This is a genomic window from Streptomyces sp. NPDC051921, assembly GCF_040680975.1.
Taxonomy (GTDB): Bacteria; Actinomycetota; Actinomycetes; order Streptomycetales; family Streptomycetaceae; genus Streptomyces.
This window is the reverse complement of sequence record NZ_JBFAXU010000017.1, coordinates 139,715-159,685: the sequence shown is the minus strand read 5'-3', so window position 1 is coordinate 159,685 and position 19,971 is coordinate 139,715. Positions and strand designations below refer to the sequence as shown.

15 protein-coding genes are annotated in these 19,971 nt (G+C 75.1%); 8 read left to right on the top strand and 7 right to left on the bottom strand.

The annotated features are described in order from the left end of the window. The first annotated feature begins 31 nt into the window (after positions 1-31). Both AB0M16_RS23045 and AB0M16_RS23040 read left to right on the top strand, forming a co-directional pair. A complete protein-coding gene (locus AB0M16_RS23045; protein WP_365345766.1) occupies positions 32-2,590 on the top strand; it encodes a beta-glucosidase in 2,559 nt (852 codons plus the stop codon). 65 nt (positions 2,591-2,655) lie between these two features. After that, positions 2,656-3,321 (top strand): DedA family protein, encoded by a 666-nt coding sequence (locus AB0M16_RS23040; RefSeq protein WP_365345764.1) that lies wholly within the window; start codon positions 2,656-2,658, stop codon positions 3,319-3,321. Positions 3,322-3,361: 40 nt separating this feature from the next. Here AB0M16_RS23040 and AB0M16_RS23035 read toward each other — a convergent pair whose 3' ends face one another. Continuing rightward, positions 3,362-3,901 carry a gamma carbonic anhydrase family protein gene (locus tag AB0M16_RS23035; protein ID WP_365345762.1) on the bottom strand — a complete coding sequence of 180 codons (540 nt, stop codon included), beginning with the start codon at positions 3,899-3,901 and terminating at the stop codon, positions 3,362-3,364. A gap of 113 nt (positions 3,902-4,014) precedes the next feature. On the opposite strand from AB0M16_RS23035, the gene AB0M16_RS23030 reads away from it, so the two are divergent. Then, positions 4,015-4,803: an acyltransferase gene (locus AB0M16_RS23030; protein ID WP_365345760.1), complete on the top strand. Its 789-nt coding sequence runs from the start codon at positions 4,015-4,017 to the stop codon at positions 4,801-4,803. 69 nt (positions 4,804-4,872) lie between these two features. Here AB0M16_RS23030 and AB0M16_RS23025 read toward each other — a convergent pair whose 3' ends face one another. Then, positions 4,873-5,742 carry a DMT family transporter gene (locus tag AB0M16_RS23025; protein WP_365345822.1) on the bottom strand — a complete coding sequence of 290 codons (870 nt, stop codon included), beginning with the start codon at positions 5,740-5,742 and terminating at the stop codon, positions 4,873-4,875. Between the two features lie 104 nt (positions 5,743-5,846). On the opposite strand from AB0M16_RS23025, the gene AB0M16_RS23020 reads away from it, so the two are divergent. After that, complete coding sequence (locus AB0M16_RS23020) at positions 5,847-6,419, top strand: XRE family transcriptional regulator (protein ID WP_365345758.1); 573 nt, start codon at positions 5,847-5,849, stop codon at positions 6,417-6,419. A 303-nt stretch (positions 6,420-6,722) separates the two neighbouring features. Continuing rightward, a complete protein-coding gene (locus AB0M16_RS23015) occupies positions 6,723-7,313 on the top strand; it encodes a YbaK/EbsC family protein (protein WP_365345756.1) in 591 nt (196 codons plus the stop codon). Here the strand turns inward: AB0M16_RS23015 and AB0M16_RS23010 are convergent. Continuing rightward, complete coding sequence (locus tag AB0M16_RS23010) at positions 7,306-7,734, bottom strand: CoA-binding protein (protein WP_365345754.1); 429 nt, start codon at positions 7,732-7,734, stop codon at positions 7,306-7,308. The two genes, AB0M16_RS23015 and AB0M16_RS23010, sit on opposite strands and share 8 nt — an antisense overlap. A 168-nt stretch (positions 7,735-7,902) precedes the next feature. Between AB0M16_RS23010 and AB0M16_RS23005 the strand changes: the two genes are divergently transcribed. The 3 genes from AB0M16_RS23005 to AB0M16_RS22995 are packed head-to-tail and all read left to right on the top strand — an operon-like array spanning position 7,903 to position 12,803. Beyond that, positions 7,903-8,529, top strand: coding sequence for a YigZ family protein (locus AB0M16_RS23005; RefSeq protein ID WP_365345752.1), 627 nt, complete (start codon positions 7,903-7,905; stop codon positions 8,527-8,529). Positions 8,530-8,583: 54 nt separating this feature from the next. Next, entirely contained in the window at positions 8,584-9,756 is a 1,173-nt protein-coding gene (locus AB0M16_RS23000) for an exonuclease SbcCD subunit D (protein ID WP_365345750.1), read from the top strand. Further along, a complete protein-coding gene (locus tag AB0M16_RS22995) occupies positions 9,753-12,803 on the top strand; it encodes an SMC family ATPase (protein ID WP_365345748.1) in 3,051 nt (1,016 codons plus the stop codon). Before AB0M16_RS23000 ends, AB0M16_RS22995 begins: the two co-directional genes overlap by 4 nt. Here AB0M16_RS22995 and AB0M16_RS22990 read toward each other — a convergent pair. The 4 genes from AB0M16_RS22990 to AB0M16_RS22975 all read right to left on the bottom strand — a co-directional run bounded on the left by AB0M16_RS22990 (position 12,793) and on the right by AB0M16_RS22975 (position 19,960). Next, complete coding sequence (locus AB0M16_RS22990) at positions 12,793-13,242, bottom strand: Lrp/AsnC family transcriptional regulator (protein WP_365345746.1); 450 nt, start codon at positions 13,240-13,242, stop codon at positions 12,793-12,795. The genes AB0M16_RS22995 and AB0M16_RS22990 overlap by 11 nt on opposite strands. A 121-nt stretch (positions 13,243-13,363) precedes the next feature. Continuing rightward, the gene (locus AB0M16_RS22985) at positions 13,364-15,091 is read right to left on the bottom strand and encodes a DUF885 domain-containing protein (RefSeq protein WP_365345744.1); all 1,728 of its coding nucleotides are present in this window, start codon (positions 15,089-15,091) and stop codon (positions 13,364-13,366) included. Between the two features lie 638 nt (positions 15,092-15,729). Further along, on the bottom strand, positions 15,730-17,139 hold the full coding sequence (locus AB0M16_RS22980; protein ID WP_365345820.1) for a GNAT family N-acetyltransferase: 1,410 nt from the start codon (positions 17,137-17,139) through the stop codon (positions 15,730-15,732). 85 nt (positions 17,140-17,224) lie between these two features. Beyond that, positions 17,225-19,960, bottom strand: a complete 2,736-nt coding sequence (locus AB0M16_RS22975; RefSeq protein WP_365345742.1) for a DUF6493 family protein — start codon at positions 19,958-19,960, stop codon at positions 17,225-17,227. Between the last annotated feature and the right edge of the window lie 11 nt (positions 19,961-19,971).

Sequence of the window (19,971 nt, the reverse complement as noted above, 5' to 3'; positions counted from 1 at the left end):
TGGAATCGTGCCGGTTCGAAGGAGCGCCGCCGTGCCCCACGCACCCACCCCGGACCACGACGAGCCCGCCACCGCTCCCGCGCCGCGCCGGGTCTCCCGGCGCCGCCTGCTGCTCGCCCTCGCCGGTGCCGCCGCCCTCACGGCCGCCCCCCTGGGCGCCGCCCGCGCCGCCACCGCACCCGCCCGGCACGTCGAACGGGCCGGCCGGCGCGTCGCGGCCCGCGCCGCCGAGCGGGTCGCCGAACTCCTCGCCCAGCTCACCCTCGACGAGAAGACCGCCCTGCTGCACGGCGCCACCGACCCCGACGCCCTCGGGCAGGCCGGCTACGTGCCGGGGGTCCGCCGGCTCGGCATCCCCGCGCTCCGCCTCGCAGACGGCCCCGCCGGAGTCCGGGTCCGGAAGACCGCGACCGCGCTCCCCGCGCCCGTCATGCTCGCCGCCGCCTTCGACCCCGGACTCGCCCGCGCCTACGGACGCGTCATCGGCCACGAGGGCCGCGCCCTCGGCCAGGACGTGCTCCTCTCACCGATGGTCAACCTCATCCGCACCCCGTACGCGGGGCGGAACTTCGAGACCTTCTCCGAGGACCCGCTGCTCTCCGCCGACCTGGTCGCCGAGGAGATCCGAGGCATCCAGGCCGAGGGCCTGATCGCCACCGTCAAGCACCTCGCGCTCAACAACCAGGAACGCGACCGGATGTCCGTCGACGTCCGGGCCGACGAGCAGACCCTCCACGAGACCGAACTCCGCGGCTTCGAGGCCGCCGTCGCCGCCGGCGCGGGCGCCGTCATGGCCGCGTACAACAAGGTCGACGGCGTCCACGCGACCGAGAGCCGCGCCCTGCTCACCGACGTCCTGCGCGACCGCTGGGGCTTCGACGGCTGGGTCATGAGCGACTGGGGCGCCGTCCACTCCACCGTGCCCGCGCTCACCGCCGGCTGCGACATGGAGATGCCCGGCGGCGCCTACTACGGCGCCGCCCTGCGCCGGGCCGTGCGCGACGGCCGGATCGACGAGGCCGCCGTCGACACCGCCCTCCGCCGCGTCCTCGCCGTACGCGAACGCTTCGGCCTCCTCGACGACAAGAACGCCCCGGCCCGACCCGAACGCGACGCCCTGGCCGGGGCGCGCCTCGCGCTCCGCGTCGCCACCGCCGGGGCCACCCTGCTCCGCAACGAAGCCCACACGCTGCCGCTCACCGGCCAGGCGGCCCGCTCGATCGCCGTCGTCGGCCCCACCGGCTCGGTGCCCTTCGTCAGCGGCGGCGGCAGCGCCCACGTGGTCCCCGACGCCGCCGTCAGTCCCCTCGACGCCCTGCGCGCCCGCGCCGGCGACGCCGCCACCGTGACGTACACGCTCGGCGAGGACGTCCACGGCAAGCCGCTGCCGCGAGCCGGAGCGCGCACCGAACCCGCCGACCCGCTCGACGACGTCGCCGTCGCCGCCGGCGAGACCTGGCGCTACGAGGGAACCCTCACCACCACGGCCGACGACGACTGGAGCCTGTTCGTCCACTACAGCGGCGGACGCCCCGCGGTGACCCTCGACGGCGTCGAACTCTTCTCCGCCCAGGTGGGCGCCGCCCCGTACGTCAACGGCGGGATCGGCGGGCGCGCCGCCGACGGCCTGCACCTGCGCCGCGCCGACCGCCGCCTGACGGCCGGCACCCACCACCTCACCGTCACCGCCCGGGGCGGCAGCACCGGCCAGCGCTTCCGGCTGCGCGCCACCAGCGGCGCCGACCGAACCACCGATCTCGCCGAGGCGGTCGCCGCCGCCCGCGCCGCCCACAGCGTCGTGCTCTTCGCCTACGAGGACGCCACCGAGGGCCGCGACCGCACCACCCTCGCCCTGCCCGGCCGACAGGACGCCCTCATCAGTGCCGTGACCGCCGCCAACCCGCGTACCACCGTGGTCCTCAACACCTCGTCGGCCGTCACCATGCCGTGGCTGGACGACACCGCAGCCGTGCTCCAGATGTACTACCCGGGCCAGGAGGGCGGCCCCGCCACCGCGGCCGTGCTCTTCGGCGACACCGACCCCGGCGGCCGGCTCACCCAGACCTTCCCGCGCTCCGAGAACGCCCACCCCACGGCCGGCGACCCCGGCCGCTATCCCGGGCAGGGCGGCATCGAGGAGTACGGCGAGGGCGTCCACGTCGGCCACCGCTGGTACGACGCCGAGGACGTGACCCCGCTCTTCCCGTTCGGCCACGGCCTGTCGTACACGAGCTTCGCCTACGAACGGCTGAGCGTGACCGCCGACGGCGACGGGCTGCACGTCACCTTCACCGTCGCCAACACCGGGCGCCGCGCCGGCGTCGAGGTGGCCCAGGTCTACGCCGGGCCCTCGCCCGACCTCGCCGCCCTCGGGATCGACCAGCCCCGCCGCCTGCTGGCCGGCTACCGGCGGCTCCGGCTCGACCCCGGCGAGCGCCGTAGGATCACCCTCGCGGTGGCCGCGCGCACCCTGTCCTCGTGGGACCGGGCCCGGCACGGCTGGGTGCTCGGCAGCGGGGTCCGCGAACTGTGGGTCGGGGCGTCCTCCCGCGATCTCCGGCTGCGGGCGCGCGCCTGGGTGGGCGCTTAGCGAGCGCCTACCGCGATCGGGGTACCCTGCCCGCATTCGATCGCCGACCCGGGAGAGGAACCCGCGTGCACGTCCAGGAATGGCTGGAGACGATCCCTGCGGTCGCCGTCTACGCACTGGTCGGGGTGGTGATCGGGATCGAGAGCCTCGGCATCCCGCTGCCCGGCGAGATCGTCCTCGTGAGTTCGGCCCTGCTCGCCTCCCAGCACGGAGACATCAACCCGTACGTCCTCGGCGCCTGCGCCACCGTCGGGGCCATCGTGGGCGACTCGATCGGCTACGCCATCGGCCGCAAGGGCGGCCGGCCCCTGCTCACCAAGCTCGGCAAGAAGTTCCCCAAGCACTTCAGCGAGGCCAACATCGGACTCGCCGAGCGCTCCTTCGAGAAGTGGGGCATGTGGGCGGTCTTCTTCGGCCGCTTCGTCGCCCTGCTGCGGATCTTCGCCGGTCCGCTCGCCGGCGTGCTGCGCATGCCCTACTGGAAGTTCCTGATCGCCAACGTCTTCGGCGGCATCCTCTGGGCGGGCGGCACCACGGCCGTCATCTACTCGGTGGGCATCGTCGCCGAGGCCTGGCTCAAGCGCTTCTCCTGGCTGGGCCTCGTGCTCGCCGTCCTCTTCGGTCTCGCCTCGATGCTGATCCTGAAGAACCGGGCGAAGAAGGCCGCGGCGGCGAGCGAGGCGCGGTCCGCGGCCGGGACCCCGGCGGCGGCCGAGGCCACCGCCGACTGAGAGCCGCGCGTCCACGGCGCGGGGCCCCTCGGCCCCCGGCTCAGTCCTCGAAGGCCTCGGCGTGACCCTTGGCGAGGAGCAGGTACATCTCGGCGTTGAGCCGGATGCCCGCCTGCTCCTCCTCGGTCAGCGGCCGCCGCACCTTCGCGGGCACGCCCGCGACCAGCGAGCCCGGCGGCACCTCCATCCCCTGCGGGACCAGCGCCTGCGCGGCGATCAGGGAACCGGCGCCGATCCGCGCCCCGTTGAGGATCGTGGCGCCCATGCCGACGAGGACGTCGTCCTCGATCGTGCAGCCGTGCACGGTCGCGTTGTGGCCGATCGTCACCCGCGCGCCGACCGACACCGGGAAGCCCGGGTCGACGTGGACCGTGCAGTTGTCCTGGACGTTGGCGTCCTCGCCGATCTCGATCGGGCCGCAGTCCGCCCGCAGCACCGCGTGGTACCAGACGCTGGCGCGCGGCCCGAGCGTGACCTCGCCGAGCACCACCGAGGTCGGCGCCGTGAAGGCGGTGGGGTCGACCTTCGGCTCCTTGCCGCCGACGCCCTTGATCAATGCCCCCGGTACTGCTTCTGCCATCGTTTCGCTCCTTCGCTCCGTCGCGCCTCGGGCGGAACACTAGTCCGGGCCCATGACGGACATCACAGCGCACCGATCCGATCAACATCGGCACCGCCGTCTACGGTGTCCGGGTGCCCCGGAACAGAAACACGTTCTCCTCGCTGACCGCCTGGCGGCGCCGTGTCGTCGCCCGCGCCCTGCAGAGCGGCTGGCGCCGGATCCAGCAGGCCGGCGCCGTCACCGCCGAGCACCCGGGGCGGCTGCGCTTCCGCCGGATCGGCGAGGGCACCCGGCTCGCCTTCCCCCAGGGCTCGCTCTTCGGCGAGCAGTGGATCGAGATCGGGGCCTGCTGCATCATCGCCGAGCAGGTCACGCTGACCGCCGGCATGCTGCCGGACCTCGACCTCGGCAAGGACACCGTGCTGACCCTCGGCGACGGGGTCGTCCTCGGCCGCGGCAGCCACGTCATCGCCGACGCGCCGATCACCATCGGCTCGGACGTCTACTGCGGGCCGTACGTGTACATCACGTCGACCAATCACAGTTACGACGACCCGGACGTGCCCATCGGCCGGCAGTGGCCGCGCTCCGCGCCCGTCGAGATAGGTCCCGGCTGCTGGCTCGGCACGGGCGCGGTGATCCTGCCCGGCGCCCGGCTCGGCAAGAACGTCGTGGTGGCCGCCGGAGCGGTCGTCAGGGGCGAGGTGCCCGACCATTCCGTGGTGGCCGGGGCGCCCGCCAAGGTGGTCCGCTCCTACGACCCGGAGAAGGGCTGGCAGCCGCCGCTGCGCACGCCCGCGCCGAAGCCGATCCCGGAGGGCATCACGCCGGAGCAGCTGGCCGCGCTCGCGGCCCTCGACGACCTGGACGAGCTCGACGGCCTCGACGGCATGACCGACCTGGCCGCGCGGGAGGGCTGAGACCCCGTCGGAGGACGGGGACGGACCGGGGCGGTTCGCGCCGGGCCAGGGGCGCCGGGCGTCGTCCGGTCAGCCCGTGGCCAGCAGGACCGTGCCCACCAGGGCCAGGCCCGCGCCCGCCGCCTGCACCGCCCTCAGACGTTCCTTGAGCACCCCTCGGGCGGCCAGGGCCGTCACCACCGGGTACAGGCTCGCGAGGACGGCGGCGACCGTCACCGGGCCGCGCTGCGCGGCGAGGGCGTACGTGCCGTTGGCGGCCACGTCCGCGAGGCCGACGAAGGCGAGCGCCGGCAGCGCGGCCGCCACGGCCCGGACGCCGCCGCCGTCCTCGGGCAGCACGCGGCCGCCGCGCCGGACGGAGAGCCACAGGGCGCCGCCGCCCACCGCGACGTTGGTGACGCGCTGCACGAACAGAGCGAGGAAGAGCCCGGTCAGGCTCGTGGACGCCTCGGAGATCAGGGCCATCACCGCGCCGAAGCCGAAGGCCGCGACCAGGGTGAGGAGCACCGCCTGGCGCTGCACCGGAGCGCCGCGCAGCTCGGGACCGCCGGCGAGCACCACGCCGCTCACCGCCACCGCGATCCCGGCGAACTGCAGGAGGCCCGGGCGATCGCCCAGGAGGAGGCCGACGCCCACGGGCACGACCACGCCGAGCGAGCCGAGCGGGGAGACCACGCCCATCGGTCCGAGCGCGAGCGCGCGGTAGAAGGCGAGCATCGCGACCGGTCCGACCGCACCGGCCGCGACCGCGTACCAGAGCCGGGGTCCGGCCTCGTCGAGGGCGCCGGTGGCGAGGACGACGGTGCCCAGGACGACGACGGCGATGCTCTGGGAGACCACGACGACGGTCAGCGCGGGGAAGCGTCGGGTGAGGAGCCCCCCGCCGAAGTCGGCCAGGCCCCAGAGCAGGCTGGTGGCCAGGGCGAACATCGCCGTCAGTGCCGTCATCGGAGGTGCCTCGCAGTACAGTGCGATGAACAATCGGGTGCACCACACGGTAGTACAGCCTGTTGAACTCTGTCATTCAAAATATTGGACGGAATGTGTCGGACCTCGATCAGCTCACCCAGTCGCTCGCCCGGAACCTGAAGCGCTGGCGCAACGAGCGCGGATTCACCCTCGACGCGCTCGCCGCCCGGGCCGGGGTCAGCCGCGGCATGATCATCCAGATCGAGCAGGCCCGCACGAACCCGAGCGTCGGCACCACGGTCAAGCTGGCCGACGCGCTCGGCGTCTCCATCACGACCCTCCTCGACTACGAGCAGGGACCCCACGTCCGCCTCGTGCCGCCGGACCAGGCCGTCCGCATGTGGTCCACCTCCACCGGCAGTCACACCACGCTGCTCGCCGGCACCGAGGCCCGTGGCCCGCTGGAGCTGTGGCACTGGACCCTGATGCCGGGCGACGGCAGCGCCTCCGACCCGCACCCCGACGGCACCACCGAGCTCCTCCACGTCACCGAGGGCACGCTCACCCTCGTCGTGGACGGCGTGGAGCACCTCATCCCGGCCGGTACCTCGGCCGTCTTCGAGAGCAACGTGCCGCACGCCTACCGCAACGAGGGCGGGGAGACGGTCGAGATGACCATGGCCGTCTCCATCCCGCCCGTCCGCTGAGCCCACCCCGGTCCGGTCCACCCGGTCCACCCGGCCCACCCGGCCCACCCGGTCCACCCGGCCCACCTGGGCCGTCCCGGGCCCACCTGGGCCGTCCCGGGCCCAGCCGGGCCGTCCCGGGCCCAGCCGGGCCGTCCCGGGCCCAGCCGGGCCGACTCGCCCCGAGCTCACTCGGGCCACCGGGGCCAACCTGCCCCGGGCCCACCCGGGCACGCCGCGCCCCACCGCCCGCTCCCGGCGCCGCCCGCCCGTACCGTGAGACGAACGGCCGTGTCCGGGCGCGGACTTGTTAGCGTGACCGGTATGCGCGCACCCATCGGAGACTTCGCCGACGTCCGACCCGCCCTCGACCGCCTCGACCTGCTGACCGCACCCGTCGCCGAGGCCGTCCGCGCCTGGCGGGGCACCGTCCCCGTCGACTCGATCCTCTACGTGGACACGGACCCGGCCATCGCCGACACGGCCGTCTTCGTCGAGCACCACGGCCAGGAGCTGCTCGACGCGTCGGCGAACTGCGTGATCGTCGCGGGCAGGCGCGGTGAGACCACGACGCCGGCCGCCTGCGTGGTGCGCTCGGCCACCCGGGTCGACGTCAACGGGGTCGTCCGCAAGGAGCTCGGCTCCCGCAAGGTCCGGTTCGCGCCGGTCGACGTCGCCACCGGCGACACCGGCATGGAGTACGGCGGCATCACCCCCGTCGGCCTGCCCGAGGGCTGGCCGGTGCTGGTGGACGCCACCGTGGTCGACACCGAGTGGGTGCTCGTCGGCAGCGGACGGCGGCGCGGCAAGCTCATCCTGCCGGGCAAGGCCTTCGCCGAGCTGCCCGGCGCCGTCGTCCTGGAAGGGCTCGGGCAGGAGCCCGGGCCCGCCCCGGAGCAGCCCGGAGTCAGCTGAGCTTCGGTATCTCGATGGCCGGGCAGCGGTCCATGACCATGTCCAGACCGGCCTCACGGACCCTGGCGTACGCCTCCGTGTCGACCACGTCGAGCTGGAACCAGACCGCCTTGGCGCCGATCGCGACCGCCTCGTCCGCGACGGCGCCGGCGAGGCCGCTGTTGACGAACACGTCGACGACGTCGACCGGGAACGGGATGTCGGCCAGGCTCGCGTACCCCTGCTCTCCGTGCACCGTCTCCGCCTTCGGGTGGACGGGCACGATCCGCTTGCCGAAGCGCTGCAGCAGGGCGGCGATCTTGTAGGCGTCCCGCGCCCGGTTGTCGGAGAGACCCACGACCGCCCACGTGTCGCCGCTCTCGGTGAGGATCCGGCGGACGGTCTCCGCCTCCGTCCCGGAGGTCCTGGTCTCGACGCTCATGTGCCGCTGCCTTCCTGACTTCCGTACGTCCCTACGTCCGTACGCCTGTGAATCGCCTGGTCGTTGCGGTGAACGTTCCGTGACCCTCGGTCATTCCCGGGCCGGGGCCGGGACGGGCGGAACCCGCCCGCGCGCGGAGCGCGCCCGCCGGGCGCATAGGCTGGCGTGATGCAGGAGCAGTACCGCACGCTCGCCGGCGAGGGCGTCCACGAGACCGAGATCAACCGATCGCGCTTCCTCTGCGCGCTCGCGCCCGTCGCCACCGAGGAGGAGGCGCAGGCGTTCGTGGCCCGGATCCGCCGCGAGCACCCGACCGCCACCCACAACTGCTTCGCCTACGTCATCGGCGCCGACGCGTCCGTGCAGAAGGCCTCCGACGACGGCGAGCCCGGCGGCACCGCGGGCGTCCCCATGCTCCAGATGCTGCTGCGCCGTGAGATGCGCTACGTCGCCGCCGTCGTCACCCGCTACTACGGCGGTGTGAAACTCGGCGCGGGCGGCCTCATCCGCGCGTACGGCGGAGCCGTCGGCGAGGCCCTGGACGCCCTCGGTACCGTCACCCGGCGCCGCTACCGGCTCGCCACCGTCACCGTCGACCACCACCGGGCGGGCAAGCTCCAGAACGACCTGCGGTCCACCGGCCGGTCCGTGCGCGAGGTCACCTACGGCGCGGCCGTCACCATCGAGATCGGACTGCCCGACGCAGACGTGACGGACTTCACGGCCTGGCTCGCCGACGTGACGGCGGGCGAGGCGAGCTTCGAGCTGGGCGGGGAGGCGTACGGCGATGCCTGAGGCGACGCCGACGGCGACCCGCGTTGTCGTACCCCACCGATACCCTCACGGATCATGAGGCTTCTGCACACGTCGGACTGGCACCTGGGACGCTCGTTCCACCGGGTCGCCCTGCTCGACGCCCAGGCCGCGTTCCTCGACCACCTGGTGGCGACGGTGCGCGCACGCGAGGTCGACGCGGTCCTCGTGGCCGGTGACGTCTACGACCGGGCCGTGCCCCCGCTCACCGCCGTCGAGCTCTTCGACACCGCCCTGCACCGGCTCGCCGACGCCGGCGTGCCGACCGTCATGATCTCCGGCAACCACGACTCCGCCCGCCGTCTCGGCGTCGGCGCCGGCCTCATCGAGCGCGCCGGCATCCACCTGCGCACCGACCCGGCGGGCATCGGCACCCCCGTCGTCCTCGCAGACGCCCACGGCGACGTCGCCCTCTACGGTCTTCCCTACCTCGAACCCGCCCTGGTCCGCGAGCAGTTCGGTGCCGAGAAGGCCGCCCACGAATCCGTCCTCGGCGCCGCCATGGAGCGCGTCCGCGCCGACCTCGCGACCCGGCCCGGCGGCACCCGCTCCGTCGTCCTCGCCCACGCGTTCGTCGCCGGCGGCGAGGCCAGCGACAGCGAGCGCGACATCACCGTCGGCGGCGTCGCCGCCGTCCCCGCCGGAGTCTTCGACGGTGTCGACTACGTGGCCCTCGGACACCTCCACGGCAGCCAGACGCTCACCCCCCGGATCCGCTACTCCGGATCGCCCCTCGCCTACTCGTTCTCCGAGACCGACCACCGCAAGAGCATGTGGCTGATCGAGCTCGGCCCGGACGGCGCGATCGACACCGCCGAGCGGATCGACTGCCCCGTGCCCCGCCCGCTCGCCCGGATCCGCGGCCGGCTCGACGACCTGCTCGCCGAACCCGGTCTCGCCCGCCACGAGCAGGCCTGGGTCGAGGCCACCCTCACCGACCCGGTGCGGCCCGCCGAGCCCATGGCCCGCCTCACCGAGCGCTTCCCGCACACCCTCAGCCTGGTCTTCGACCCGGAGCGCGGTGACGACGATCCGCTCGTCTCCTACGCCACCCGGCTGCGCGACCGCAGCGACCAGCAGATCGCGGAGGACTTCGTGGCCCACGTACGCGGCGGCGCGGGCCCCGACGGCGCCGAGCGGGCCGTCCTGTACGGCGTTTTCGACGCCGTGCGGGTCGACGCGGCGGAGCGCGAGGTGAGCGGCCGGTGAGGCTCCACCGCCTGACGATCTCCGCCTTCGGGCCCTTCGGCGGCACCCAGGAGATCGACTTCGACGCCCTGTCGTCGGCCGGCCTCTTCCTCCTCCACGGACCCACCGGCGCCGGCAAGACCTCCGTCCTCGACGCCGTCTGCTTCGCCCTGTACGGCGCCGTCCCCGGCGCCCGCCAGAGCCCCGGCACGGTGCTGCGCAGCGACCACGCGCCCGCCGGCACCTCCACCGAGGTCACCCTCGAACTCACCGTGGGGGAGCGGCGCCTGGAGATCACCAGGAGCCCGGCGCAGCTGCGACCCAAGAAGCGCGGCGACGGCTTCACGACGGAGAAGGCGCAGAGCACGCTGCGCGCGTACGACACCGAGACCGGCACCTGGAAGGGCCTCAGCCGCTCCCACCAGGAGATCGGCGAGGAGATCACCCAGCTCCTCGGCATGAGCCGCGACCAGTTCTGCCAGGTCGTGCTGCTGCCGCAGGGCGACTTCGCCCGCTTCCTGCGCGCCGACGCCGAGGCCCGCGGCAAGCTCCTCGGCAGACTCTTCGACACCCGCCGCTTCGCGGCCGTCGAGGACCGCCTCGCCGAGCTCCGGCGGGCCGCCGAACACCGGATCCGCGAGGGCGACGAGCGCCTCCTCGCCCTCGCCCACCGGATGGCCCAGGCCGCCGGGGCCGGCGGCACGCCCCCGGAGCAGCGCCCCGGCGAGCCCGGCCTCGCCGAGGCCGTCCTGACCGGCGCCGCCCTCGCCCGCGCCGACGCCCGCGAGGCCCACGACGTCGCCCGGCTGCGCCTGGCCGCCGCCGAACGGAGGCAGACCGCGGCCCGCACGGCGCTCGACGCCGAGCGGGAGCTCGCCGACCGGCAGGCCCGGCACGCCGACGCGCTGCGCCGCCGGGAGGAGCTGACCGCCCGACGCCCCCAGCGCGACCGGTGGCAGACCGCCCTGGACCGCTCGCTCAAGGCCGACCGGGTGGCCCCCGCGCTCGCCCTGCGCGAGGACGCCGAGCGCGCCCACCGCACCGCGCAGGCCGCCCGCGAACGTGCCTGCGCCGACCTGCCCCCGGACCTCGCGGACGCCGGAGCGGAACACCTCTCCACGGTGGAACGCCGCCTGCGCGAGGAACTCGGCGGACTGGAGTCCGCCCGCCGCGCCGAGCTGCGCAGCGCCGAGATCGCGGCCGAGCGCGCCGCCCTGGACCGCGAGGCGCGGGCCGACGAGGAGTTCCTCCAGGACGCCGCCGCCTGGCTGTCCGGCTGGGACCCGCACCGCGCCGGGCTCCAGCGGCGCGTCGAGGCCGCCCAGGAGGCCACCGCCCGCGCCGAACAGCTCGCCGGCCGCCTCGAACCGGCCCGCCGCCGCCTCGCAGCCGCTCGCCGCCGCGACGCCCTCGCCGCCGAACTCGGCGCCGCGCGGGACCGGTTGACGGACGCCCGCGAACGCCGCAACGAGGCCCACGAGCACTGGCTCGACGTCAAGTCCCGTCGCCTGCAGGGCATCGCGGCCGAGCTCGCCGCCGCCCTCGAACCCGGCACCCCCTGCCAGGTGTGCGGATCGGCCGCCCACCCGCGCCCCGCCCGCACCACCGCCGATCACGTCGACCGCACCGCGGAGGACGCCGCCTACGCCGCCTACACGCGGGCCGACGAGTCCCGCACGGCCGCCGAGACCTCCGTCGCGGCCACGACCGAGGCCTGGGAGGCCGCCCGCCAGGAGACGCTGGCCCGGCGGGAGACGGACGGGAGCGGGCCGGGCGCCGACCCCGACGGGCCCACCGTCGGCGAACTCGCCCGCGTCGTCGACGAACTCGCCCGCGAGCACGCCGAGGCGCACGCGCTCGCCGCGCAGACGCATGCCGCGCGGGAGGCGCTCGCGCGCGCCGAACGGGAGTACGAGGAACGGGCCGACGCGCAGCGCGAGGCCGAGACGCGGGTGGCCGCGCGGACCTCACGACGGGAGGCGCTCGAACAGCAGCAGCAGGCCCTGGAGGCCGAGCTGGCCCTGTCGCGCGGCGAGTCCGGCAGCGTGGCCGCGCACGCGACGCTCCTGGAGCGCCGCATCGCCCTGCTCACGACGGCCGCGGAGACCGTACGGGCCACCGAGCTCGCCGCGCGCGGCCTGAAGGAGGCCGACGACCGGCTCGCCGACGCCGCCTTCAAGGCCGGCTTCGACACCCCGGCCGAGGCCGCCGACGCGCTCCTCGACGAGCCGGAGCGCCGCGCCTTCCAGCAGCGCGTGGACGTCTGGCAGGCCGAGGCCGCCGCGGTCGCGGACCGGCTCGGCGAGGCCGCCACCGCGGCAGCCGCCGCGCTCCCGCCCGCCGACCCGGCCGCCGCCGAGGCCGCGCACACCGCCGCCGCGCGGGCCGTGCGCGAGGCCGACGCGGCGCTCGCCGCCGTACGTGACCGGTGCGGCGCCCTCGACCGGCTGTCCCGGGAGGCCGATGCCGAGGTCCGCCGGCTCGGCCCGCTCCGCGAGGAGTGCGAGCGGATCGCGCGGCTCGCCGGGCTCACGGCCGGCACTTCGGCCGAGAACGAGCGCAAGATGCGCCTGGAGTCGTACGTCCTGGCCGCCCGTCTCGAGCAGGTCGCCGCGGCGGCCAGCACCCGCCTCCAGCGCATGTCCTCCGGCCGTTACACCCTCGTCCACTCCGACGCCCGCAGCGGCGGCCGGCGTGCCGGTCTCGGCCTGCACGTCGTCGACGCCTGGACGGGCAACGAGCGCGACACCGCGACGCTGTCCGGTGGCGAGACCTTCTTCGCCTCCCTCGCGCTCGCCCTCGGCCTCGCCGACGTCGTCACCGACGAGGCCGGCGGCGTCCGGCTCGACACCCTCTTCATCGACGAGGGCTTCGGCAGCCTCGACGACCAGACCCTCGACGAGGTCCTCGACGTACTGGACTCGCTGCGCGAGCGCGACCGCAGCGTCGGCATCGTCAGCCATGTCGGCGACCTGCGGCGCCGCATCCCGGCCCAGTTGGAGGTGGTCAAGGCGCGGCACGGCTCGGCCGTGCGGCTGCGGACCGGCGGGGAGGCCCTCAGCGGCTGATCGGCCGGCGGGGGAGCGGGGAGGAGTAGACGACGCTGGTGGTGACCGAGCCGAGCGTGCCGACCTTCCCGGAGATCTCCTCCAGGTGCTTCATGGACCGCGCGGCGACCTTCAGGACGAAGCAGTCGTCGCCGGTCACGTGGTGTGCCTCCAGGACCTCGGGCGTGGTGTCGATGAGGTCGTGGAAGGGCTTGTAGTTGCCGTTCGGGTAGCGCAGCCGCACGAAGGCGAGGATCGGCAGGCCGAGGCGCTCCTGGTCGACGACCGCCGTGTACCCGGCGATCACCCCGGCCTCCTCCATGCGCCGCACCCGGTCGGTCACCGCCGACGGCGACATCGACACGGCCCGGGCGAGCTCGGCGAAGCTGGCCCGCCCCTGGTCCTGGAGGGCCCGGAGGATCCGCCAGTCCGTGGCGTCCGGGGTGTATCCGCTGGTCATGGGCGTGACCCTGCAGGGAAAACCCCGGGAGTGCAAGTGGCACCAGGGCCCGCCCAGGATCCGGATCGGGGCCAAGGGGGGCGAAGCGGGGGCAACCCGCCCCGAACCCCTCCTGTCCGCCTCAGAGGCGCGAGATCTCCTCCACCAGGTCGTCCAGGCCCAGCGGGCCCTGGGACAGGGCCGCCATGTGCCAGGCCTTCGCGTCGAAGGCGTCGCCGTGCGCGGCCTGGGCGTTGGCGCGGCCGAGCAGCCAGGCGCGCTCGCCGAGCTTGTAGCCGATCGCCTGGGCGGGGACGGACAGGTAGCGCGTCATCTCGCTCTCCACGAAGGCCGGCGGACGGCTGCTGTGCCGCTGGAAGAACTCCTGCGCCAGCTGGGGCGTCCACCGCTCGCCCGGGTGGAACGGCGAGTCCGCCGGGATCTCCAGCTCCAGGTGCATGCCGATGTCGACGATCACCCGACAGGCCCGCATCATCTGTCCGTCGAGGTAGCCCAGCCGCCGCTCCGGATCGGGCAGGAATCCCAGCTCGTCCATGAGCCGTTCCGCGTACAGCGCCCAGCCCTCGGTGTTGGCGCTGACCTTGCCGATGGTGGCCTGGTAGCGGGAGAGGCGGTCCGCGACGTGCACCCACTGCGCGATCTGCAGGTGGTGACCCGGCACGCCCTCGTGGTACCAGGTCGACACCAGGTCGTACACCGGGAACCGGGTCTGCCCGTCCACCGGCAGCCAGGTACGGCCGGGCCGCGAGAAGTCCTCCGAGGGGCCGGTGTAGTACGGGGCCGCCGCGCCCCCCGGCGGCGCGATGCGGGACTCCACCTGCCGCACCCGGTCGGCGAGCTCGAAATGCGTGCCGTCGAGCGACTTGATGGCCTCGTCCATCAGCTGCTGCAGCCAGGCCTGGACCTCGTCCACGCCCTCGATGTGCGTGCCGTGCTCGTCGAGGTGGGCGAGCGCCTCCCACGGGTCGGAGCCCGGCAGGATCCGGTCCGCCTCGCGCCGCATCTCCCCCAGCAGCCGGTGGTATTCGGACCAGCCGTACGCGTACGCCTGGTCGAGGTCCAGGTCGGTGCCGTTGAAGAAGCGCGACCAGCGGCGGTAGCGCTCGCGGCCCACCGTGTCGGGCGCGTCGGCCACCGCCGGGGCGTACACGTCGCGCATCCAGTCCCGCAGCGCCACCACGGCCCGGTCCGCGTCCGCGCCCGCCGCGGCGAGCTCGGCCAGCAGCGCCTCGGGGACGGTGCCGTCGGCGGTGGCGGCGCTGTCGGTGAATCCCTCGAACCAGCCCCGGGTCGCGCCGTCCCGGCCCGCGCCGCCCGCGCCGGCCCACTCGGTGAGCTGCCCGACGAACGTGGCCGTGGCCCGGGGGCCGCCCCGCATGCCGCGTTCCAGGCCGAGCGCGAGCGAGGCGCGGTAGCCCTCCAGCGCCGCCGGGACCGCGCGCAGCCGGGAGGCGACGTCCGTCCAGTCCGCGGGGGTCGTCGTGGGCAGCATCGTGAAGGAGATCCGCACGCTGTGTGCGGGCGAGCGCAGATTGCTCACCGCGCACAGGCCCTCGTCCGCCTCGTGCACCAGGAGTTGGGCGGAGAGCCGCTCCCGCAGCAGCCGCCCGCAGCGCCGCTCCGCCTCGTCCTCGGCGCCGGGCAGCCGCTCGGCCTCGTCGAGCCGGGCGAGGGTGCGCCGGGCCAGTTCGGCGATGGCCTCCTGGCCGGCGGGGGAGAAGTCGGGAAGGCGTCCCGCGCTCTCGTGGACTCCCAGGAAGGTACCGGCGATCGGGTCGAGTTCGATGAGTGCGTCGACGTAGGCGTCGGCGACCTGGCGGGGCAGTGCGGTGCTGGAAGTCTCTGGCATGACGCTCATCCTCACCCGTTCGCCGTGCCCGCGTCACCTCAACCGAGCTCAGTCGGCTGACAAGTGAGCGCCCGGAACCGGCGCGAGCGGCGGTCCGCGCGCCCCTGCCCGGATGACCCGCCGGATGTGCGCCCGGGCCGCCTCACGCGGCGGTGCGCACCCGACCGTGGGGAGTCGCCGCAGGTCGGCCGGGTCCGCGGCGGCCGCCCGGGCCAACGGGGCGTCGGGGCCGCCGGGCGGGAAGCACACGAGGGACGCCGGCAGGCCCCGCACCCGTTCCGTGCAAGGCCCCGTGGGTTTCCGCCGGTCCGGCCCGACCTGGCCGAGCGGTGCGGCGTTGAGCCCGGCCGACTTTGGCCGGATTTCGTCGTAGCCGGGACCTCGGGGCGACGCCGGTGCGGCGCGTCCGCGCCCCGCGCCTGAGCCGGCGGAGGGAGCCGCGAGGACGCCGGCGGCGCGCTCCCGGCAGGTCGACCGGGCGTCGTGCCGGGCGGGCGCGGACCGGGAAGAGGGGAAGGTGCTGCCCCGAGGGAACCGGCCAATGGCCGGTTCCCTCGGGGCGATTTCCCGCTACCGTCCGGTAACCGTTCACGTCGCCCCCGCATCGTCGGGGTGCCGTGTGCGGTCCGTGGCCGCCCTCAGCGCCGGGTCCGCCACGGCGTCGGCGCGTCCGTGGGCGTCTCCGGGGCCGGGGCCGGCCGGCCGGCCAGGCGGGCGGTGATGACCAGGGTGCCCTCCTCGATCTGGTAGTCGAGGGGCAGGTTGAGTGCGCGCATCGCGGCCACCATTCCGGTGTTGGAGGACTGGGTCACCGCGTAGACGCTGTCGCAGCCGGCCTCCCCGGCCAGGGCCACGAGCCGGCCGAGGAGTTCGGAGCCGATGCCGCGGCGCTGCCAGTCGTCCTCGACGAGAAGGGCGACCTCGGTCTCGTCGCCGTCCCAGAGCAGATGGCCGAGCGCGACGACCCGGCCGGAGGCGGTCTGCACGGCGAGGGTGCGACCGAAGCGGGGGCTCAGCAGGTGGTCGAGGTAGCGGTCGGCGTCCCCGACGGGGCCGTGGTAGCGCAGGCCGAGGGTGCGCGGGGAGCAGCGGTCGTGCATGGCGCGCGCGGCGGCCAGGTCGCGCTGGTCGGCGCGGCGGACGGTGATCTCGTTGCCCTCGGGGAGGGTGAGGACGTCGTGGCTGCGCGGGATGCGCGGGCCGAGCCGGGCGTCGAGCTCGACCAGGGCCCGGGCCCGGGCGAACTCGGTGGGCGTGAAGGGGAGGTAGGGCCGCTCGACGACGATCGTGCCGCCGTTCGGGTCGCGCAGCCGCATCACCGCCCCGTCCAGGACGCCTTCCACGGGAGCGGGTTCGCCCGTGGGCCGGCCGCTGAGGGAGACCGGCGGTACGGAGTGGATGGTGCACCGGCCGAGCAGCTGGCGCAGCGCGAGCGGAAGTTCGGCCGCGTCGAGCGCGGTGCGGGTGGCGAGGCCGAGGACCCGGGTCGGGGTGTCCACGAGGTCGTGGGCGTCGGCCCGTTCGGTCCAGGTGTCGGTGCCGCCGGCGGCGGCGACCGCCCGGGTCAGCTCGCCCGTCTCGAGGGCGGCGGGCGCGCGGAGCAGGAACTCGTCGACCGTGCCCTCGGCGAGCGGGTGGGTCTGCAGGGTCAGGATGTCGACCCCGTGGCGCGCGAGCACCGTGCACAGGGCGGCCAGGCTGCCCGGGGTGTCACGGACCGTGGTGCGCATCCGCCACAGGACCGTGCCGGCGGATGCGTCCACGGGGTCGGTGCCGGAAGGGACGGCAGGCGGCAGCGGGTCCTCCCCGCTGCCGCCGGAGTCGTCGACGGGTGGTGCATGACTGTGCCGCCGGGCCCACCAGGTGTGGAAGGCCGCGGTGGCGAGCAGTGCGATCGCCGAGAACACCAGCAGGTAGGGCCCGTCGGGCCCCTTGGCGATGGTCTTGGCGATCGTGTCGGCCACCACCACGGCGGTGAACAGGGCCGCGAGCTCGATCAGGTCGTGCCGCCAGTGGTGGGAGCGGCGGGCGTTCTTCGTGGGCGTCATGTCGGTCATGACCTCACTGTGACCCAGCGGTGTTGCGTGATCACGAACGCTTTGTGACTGACGGGTTAAGCGCCGATCTGGGGGTCTAGTGGCTGATTTCGACCACTTCTGAAGGAGTCCGATCAGCGCCCCGCCCGAGTGCGGCCAGCAGCCGGCGGGCCTGCGTCACCAGCTGCGAAGAGCCCGGGCGCGCCGCCGTCTCCGCGAGCCCCGCGACCTCCCCCGAGGCCCCGCACCGCTCCACGCACTCGGCGGCCACCGCCGTCAGCTCCCCGGCCCCGCGTACCGCCTTCGGCGCCGTGAGCAGGACCGGCAGCAGCGCGGCGAGCACCGCGTACACCGTCGCGTACGCCCCGGTCGCGGCCGCCGTGCGGACCGCGTCCGCGAGCCGGTTCGGCTTCACCGTCCCGTCGGCGATCAGCTCGGCCAGCCGCGCGGCGAGGAGTGACGGATCCAACTCGCCCCGGGCCGCGAGGACGAGCAGCGCGTCCACGGCCGTCAGCCGGTCCTCCGCGTGCCGACAGCCGAGACCTATGGCGAGCGCCAGATGGACGCCCGGTCCGACCGGGCCGTCGGCCTCGGCGAGGGCCGTGAGACCCCAGGCCGCTCCGCGCTCGTCCCACTCGGCCCCGCCGGCGAACGACGGCAGCAGCCAGGCCGCGAGGGTCTCCCGGTCGTCCGGCAGGACGCCCGGCCACAGCGGACGCAGCCCCGACCAGTGGTAGCCGTTGCACCCGCGGGTGATCTCCGACGGCGCCGCGCCCAGCCAGTGGAACGCGGGCGGGAAGTCCTCCTTGATCGTCCGGCGCTCCCGGACCGCGAGCACCAGCCGGTCCGCGAGCCACCACGCCCCCGACCGGCTGTCCTTGCCCTTGGCCAGGAACCGCAGCCCCGGCGCGAGCGACTCGTCCGCCGTGAGCCAGTCCGCGAGCCGCGCACCGGCCCGGGTGCCGAGGCCGGCTGCCTCGGCGGCGGCCTCCGCCGCCGACGGATCGGCCTTCCGCACCCGCAGCAGCGCCTGCGCCATGTCCACCGGCAACGGCTCGACCCCGGCGTCCCGGTACTCCCGCAACCGCCCCACCAGCACCAGGGGATCCACGGATCCGGTGTGCCGGGTGGGGGTGGCGAGCAGGAAGGGCACCGGCGCCGCCGTCGCCAGCAGCCAGGCGACCTCCCACGAGCGGACGTCGACCGCCCTGGTCAGCGCCTCGTGCGCACAACTCGGCGTACCCGCGGGGCGCCTGCGCGCGAGGTCGAGCTGCGACGGCCGGATCGCGCCGACGAGAGCGGCGAGCACCGTGAGGACGCCCTCCGAACTCCGGGACACATGGTCCCGGTGCTCCAGCCAGTACGCCCCCGCGAAGGTCTCCCGCACCGCCGCCGCCAGCGCCTCCCGGTCCCGGTGCGCGAGCCGCACGACACCGTCCAGGGCCCGCTCGAACTCCTCGACCGACGCGTACGGGTGACGGGCGAGCGCCACCAGGTCCTCCATCAGCTCCGCGACCGTCCCTGCCGCCGGGGCGAGCGGACGCGGTTCCGGCAGGGGCGGCAGGACCTCTTCGTACGGACCGGCGTCGACGGTCGCGGACCCGCCGAACAGCTCAGCGGCAGCCGCCCGGTGCACCGGACTCAGCAGCTCCGCCGCGCCGCCCAGTTCCTCGCGCGCCCGCTCGTCCACGGACGCCAGATGACGGCCCACCAGGGCGAGGGCACGCTCCTGGATCGCCGTGTCCTCGTGCCCGAACGCGTCCGTGACCACCGGGAGCAGCTCCCCGGCCGCCCCGGGCTCGCGCCTCAGCACCTTGCCGAGCAGCGTCAACTGCGCCCGCACCAGCTTCTTCTCCGTGCGGAACAGCACGGCGCCGGACATCTCCGCCACCTGCGGCACCGCGAGCCCGCCGTCGAGGGCCAGCTCCGCCAGGATCTCCTGCGCGTGCCCGGCCACCGGCGACGGAGCGTCCGCCACCATGCCCAGCCAGTCCGGAATCCGCCCGCGCCGCTCCTCCTCGGTCGTCCCGAGCAGCTGGAGCAGCGCCAGCGGGAAGCGCAGGTCACGGGGCCGCCCGCCGCGCAGCAACCGGGCCACGCAGCCGTCGACGAGCACGGCCCGGTCGAGGACGCCCTCCTCGGCGAGCGTCTTCAGGGCGGTCGGCCAGTGCCCGGGATCCCCCGGGCCCGCCGACCAGGTCAGCCGGTCCGGCGTCTCGGTCAGGGCGATCACGTACGGCAGGAGCACCGGCGTCTGCGGGTCGGTGCGCAGCCGCTCCAGGAGCCGCCCGTCCGTCACCGCCCGCGTCCAGCCCCGCAGATACGCCTCGTGGGTCGGCGTCGCACAGCCCGCACGCACCACCAGGGTGTGCACCAGCCGGTACTCGTCCTCGGCGACGGCGGCTCGCTCCGCGAGCCGTCGCGCCACGTCCGCGAGCCAGGCCGGCTCACGGTCGGCCAACACCGAGAGGACGCCGTCGATCGTGTTCTGCCCCCAGTCCATCAGGTCGCGGGCGCCGATCCAGGCGGCCGCCGCGGCGGCGCCCGTGTGACACCCGGCCCCCGCCACCCGCAGCGCCCGCCGGGCCTCCCGCTGAGCGGTCCACCGGTCCGCGCTCCAGCCGCGGACCTCCTTGCGCAGCTCCTTCAGCAGCGGCAGCGCCGCCCTCCGGGCACCCGTGTCCAGTCGCGCAAGGACCTCCGGCACCGTGACGTGAGCGCCCGAGCGGACCGCCCGAAGGAGCTCCTCCACCTCGGCGGCCGGTCCCGTCACGGCGCCCCCCGCCCCGTCTTCCTCCGCCACCACCGTCGCCGCCGTTCCCGATGCCGTCACCGTCGTCCGCC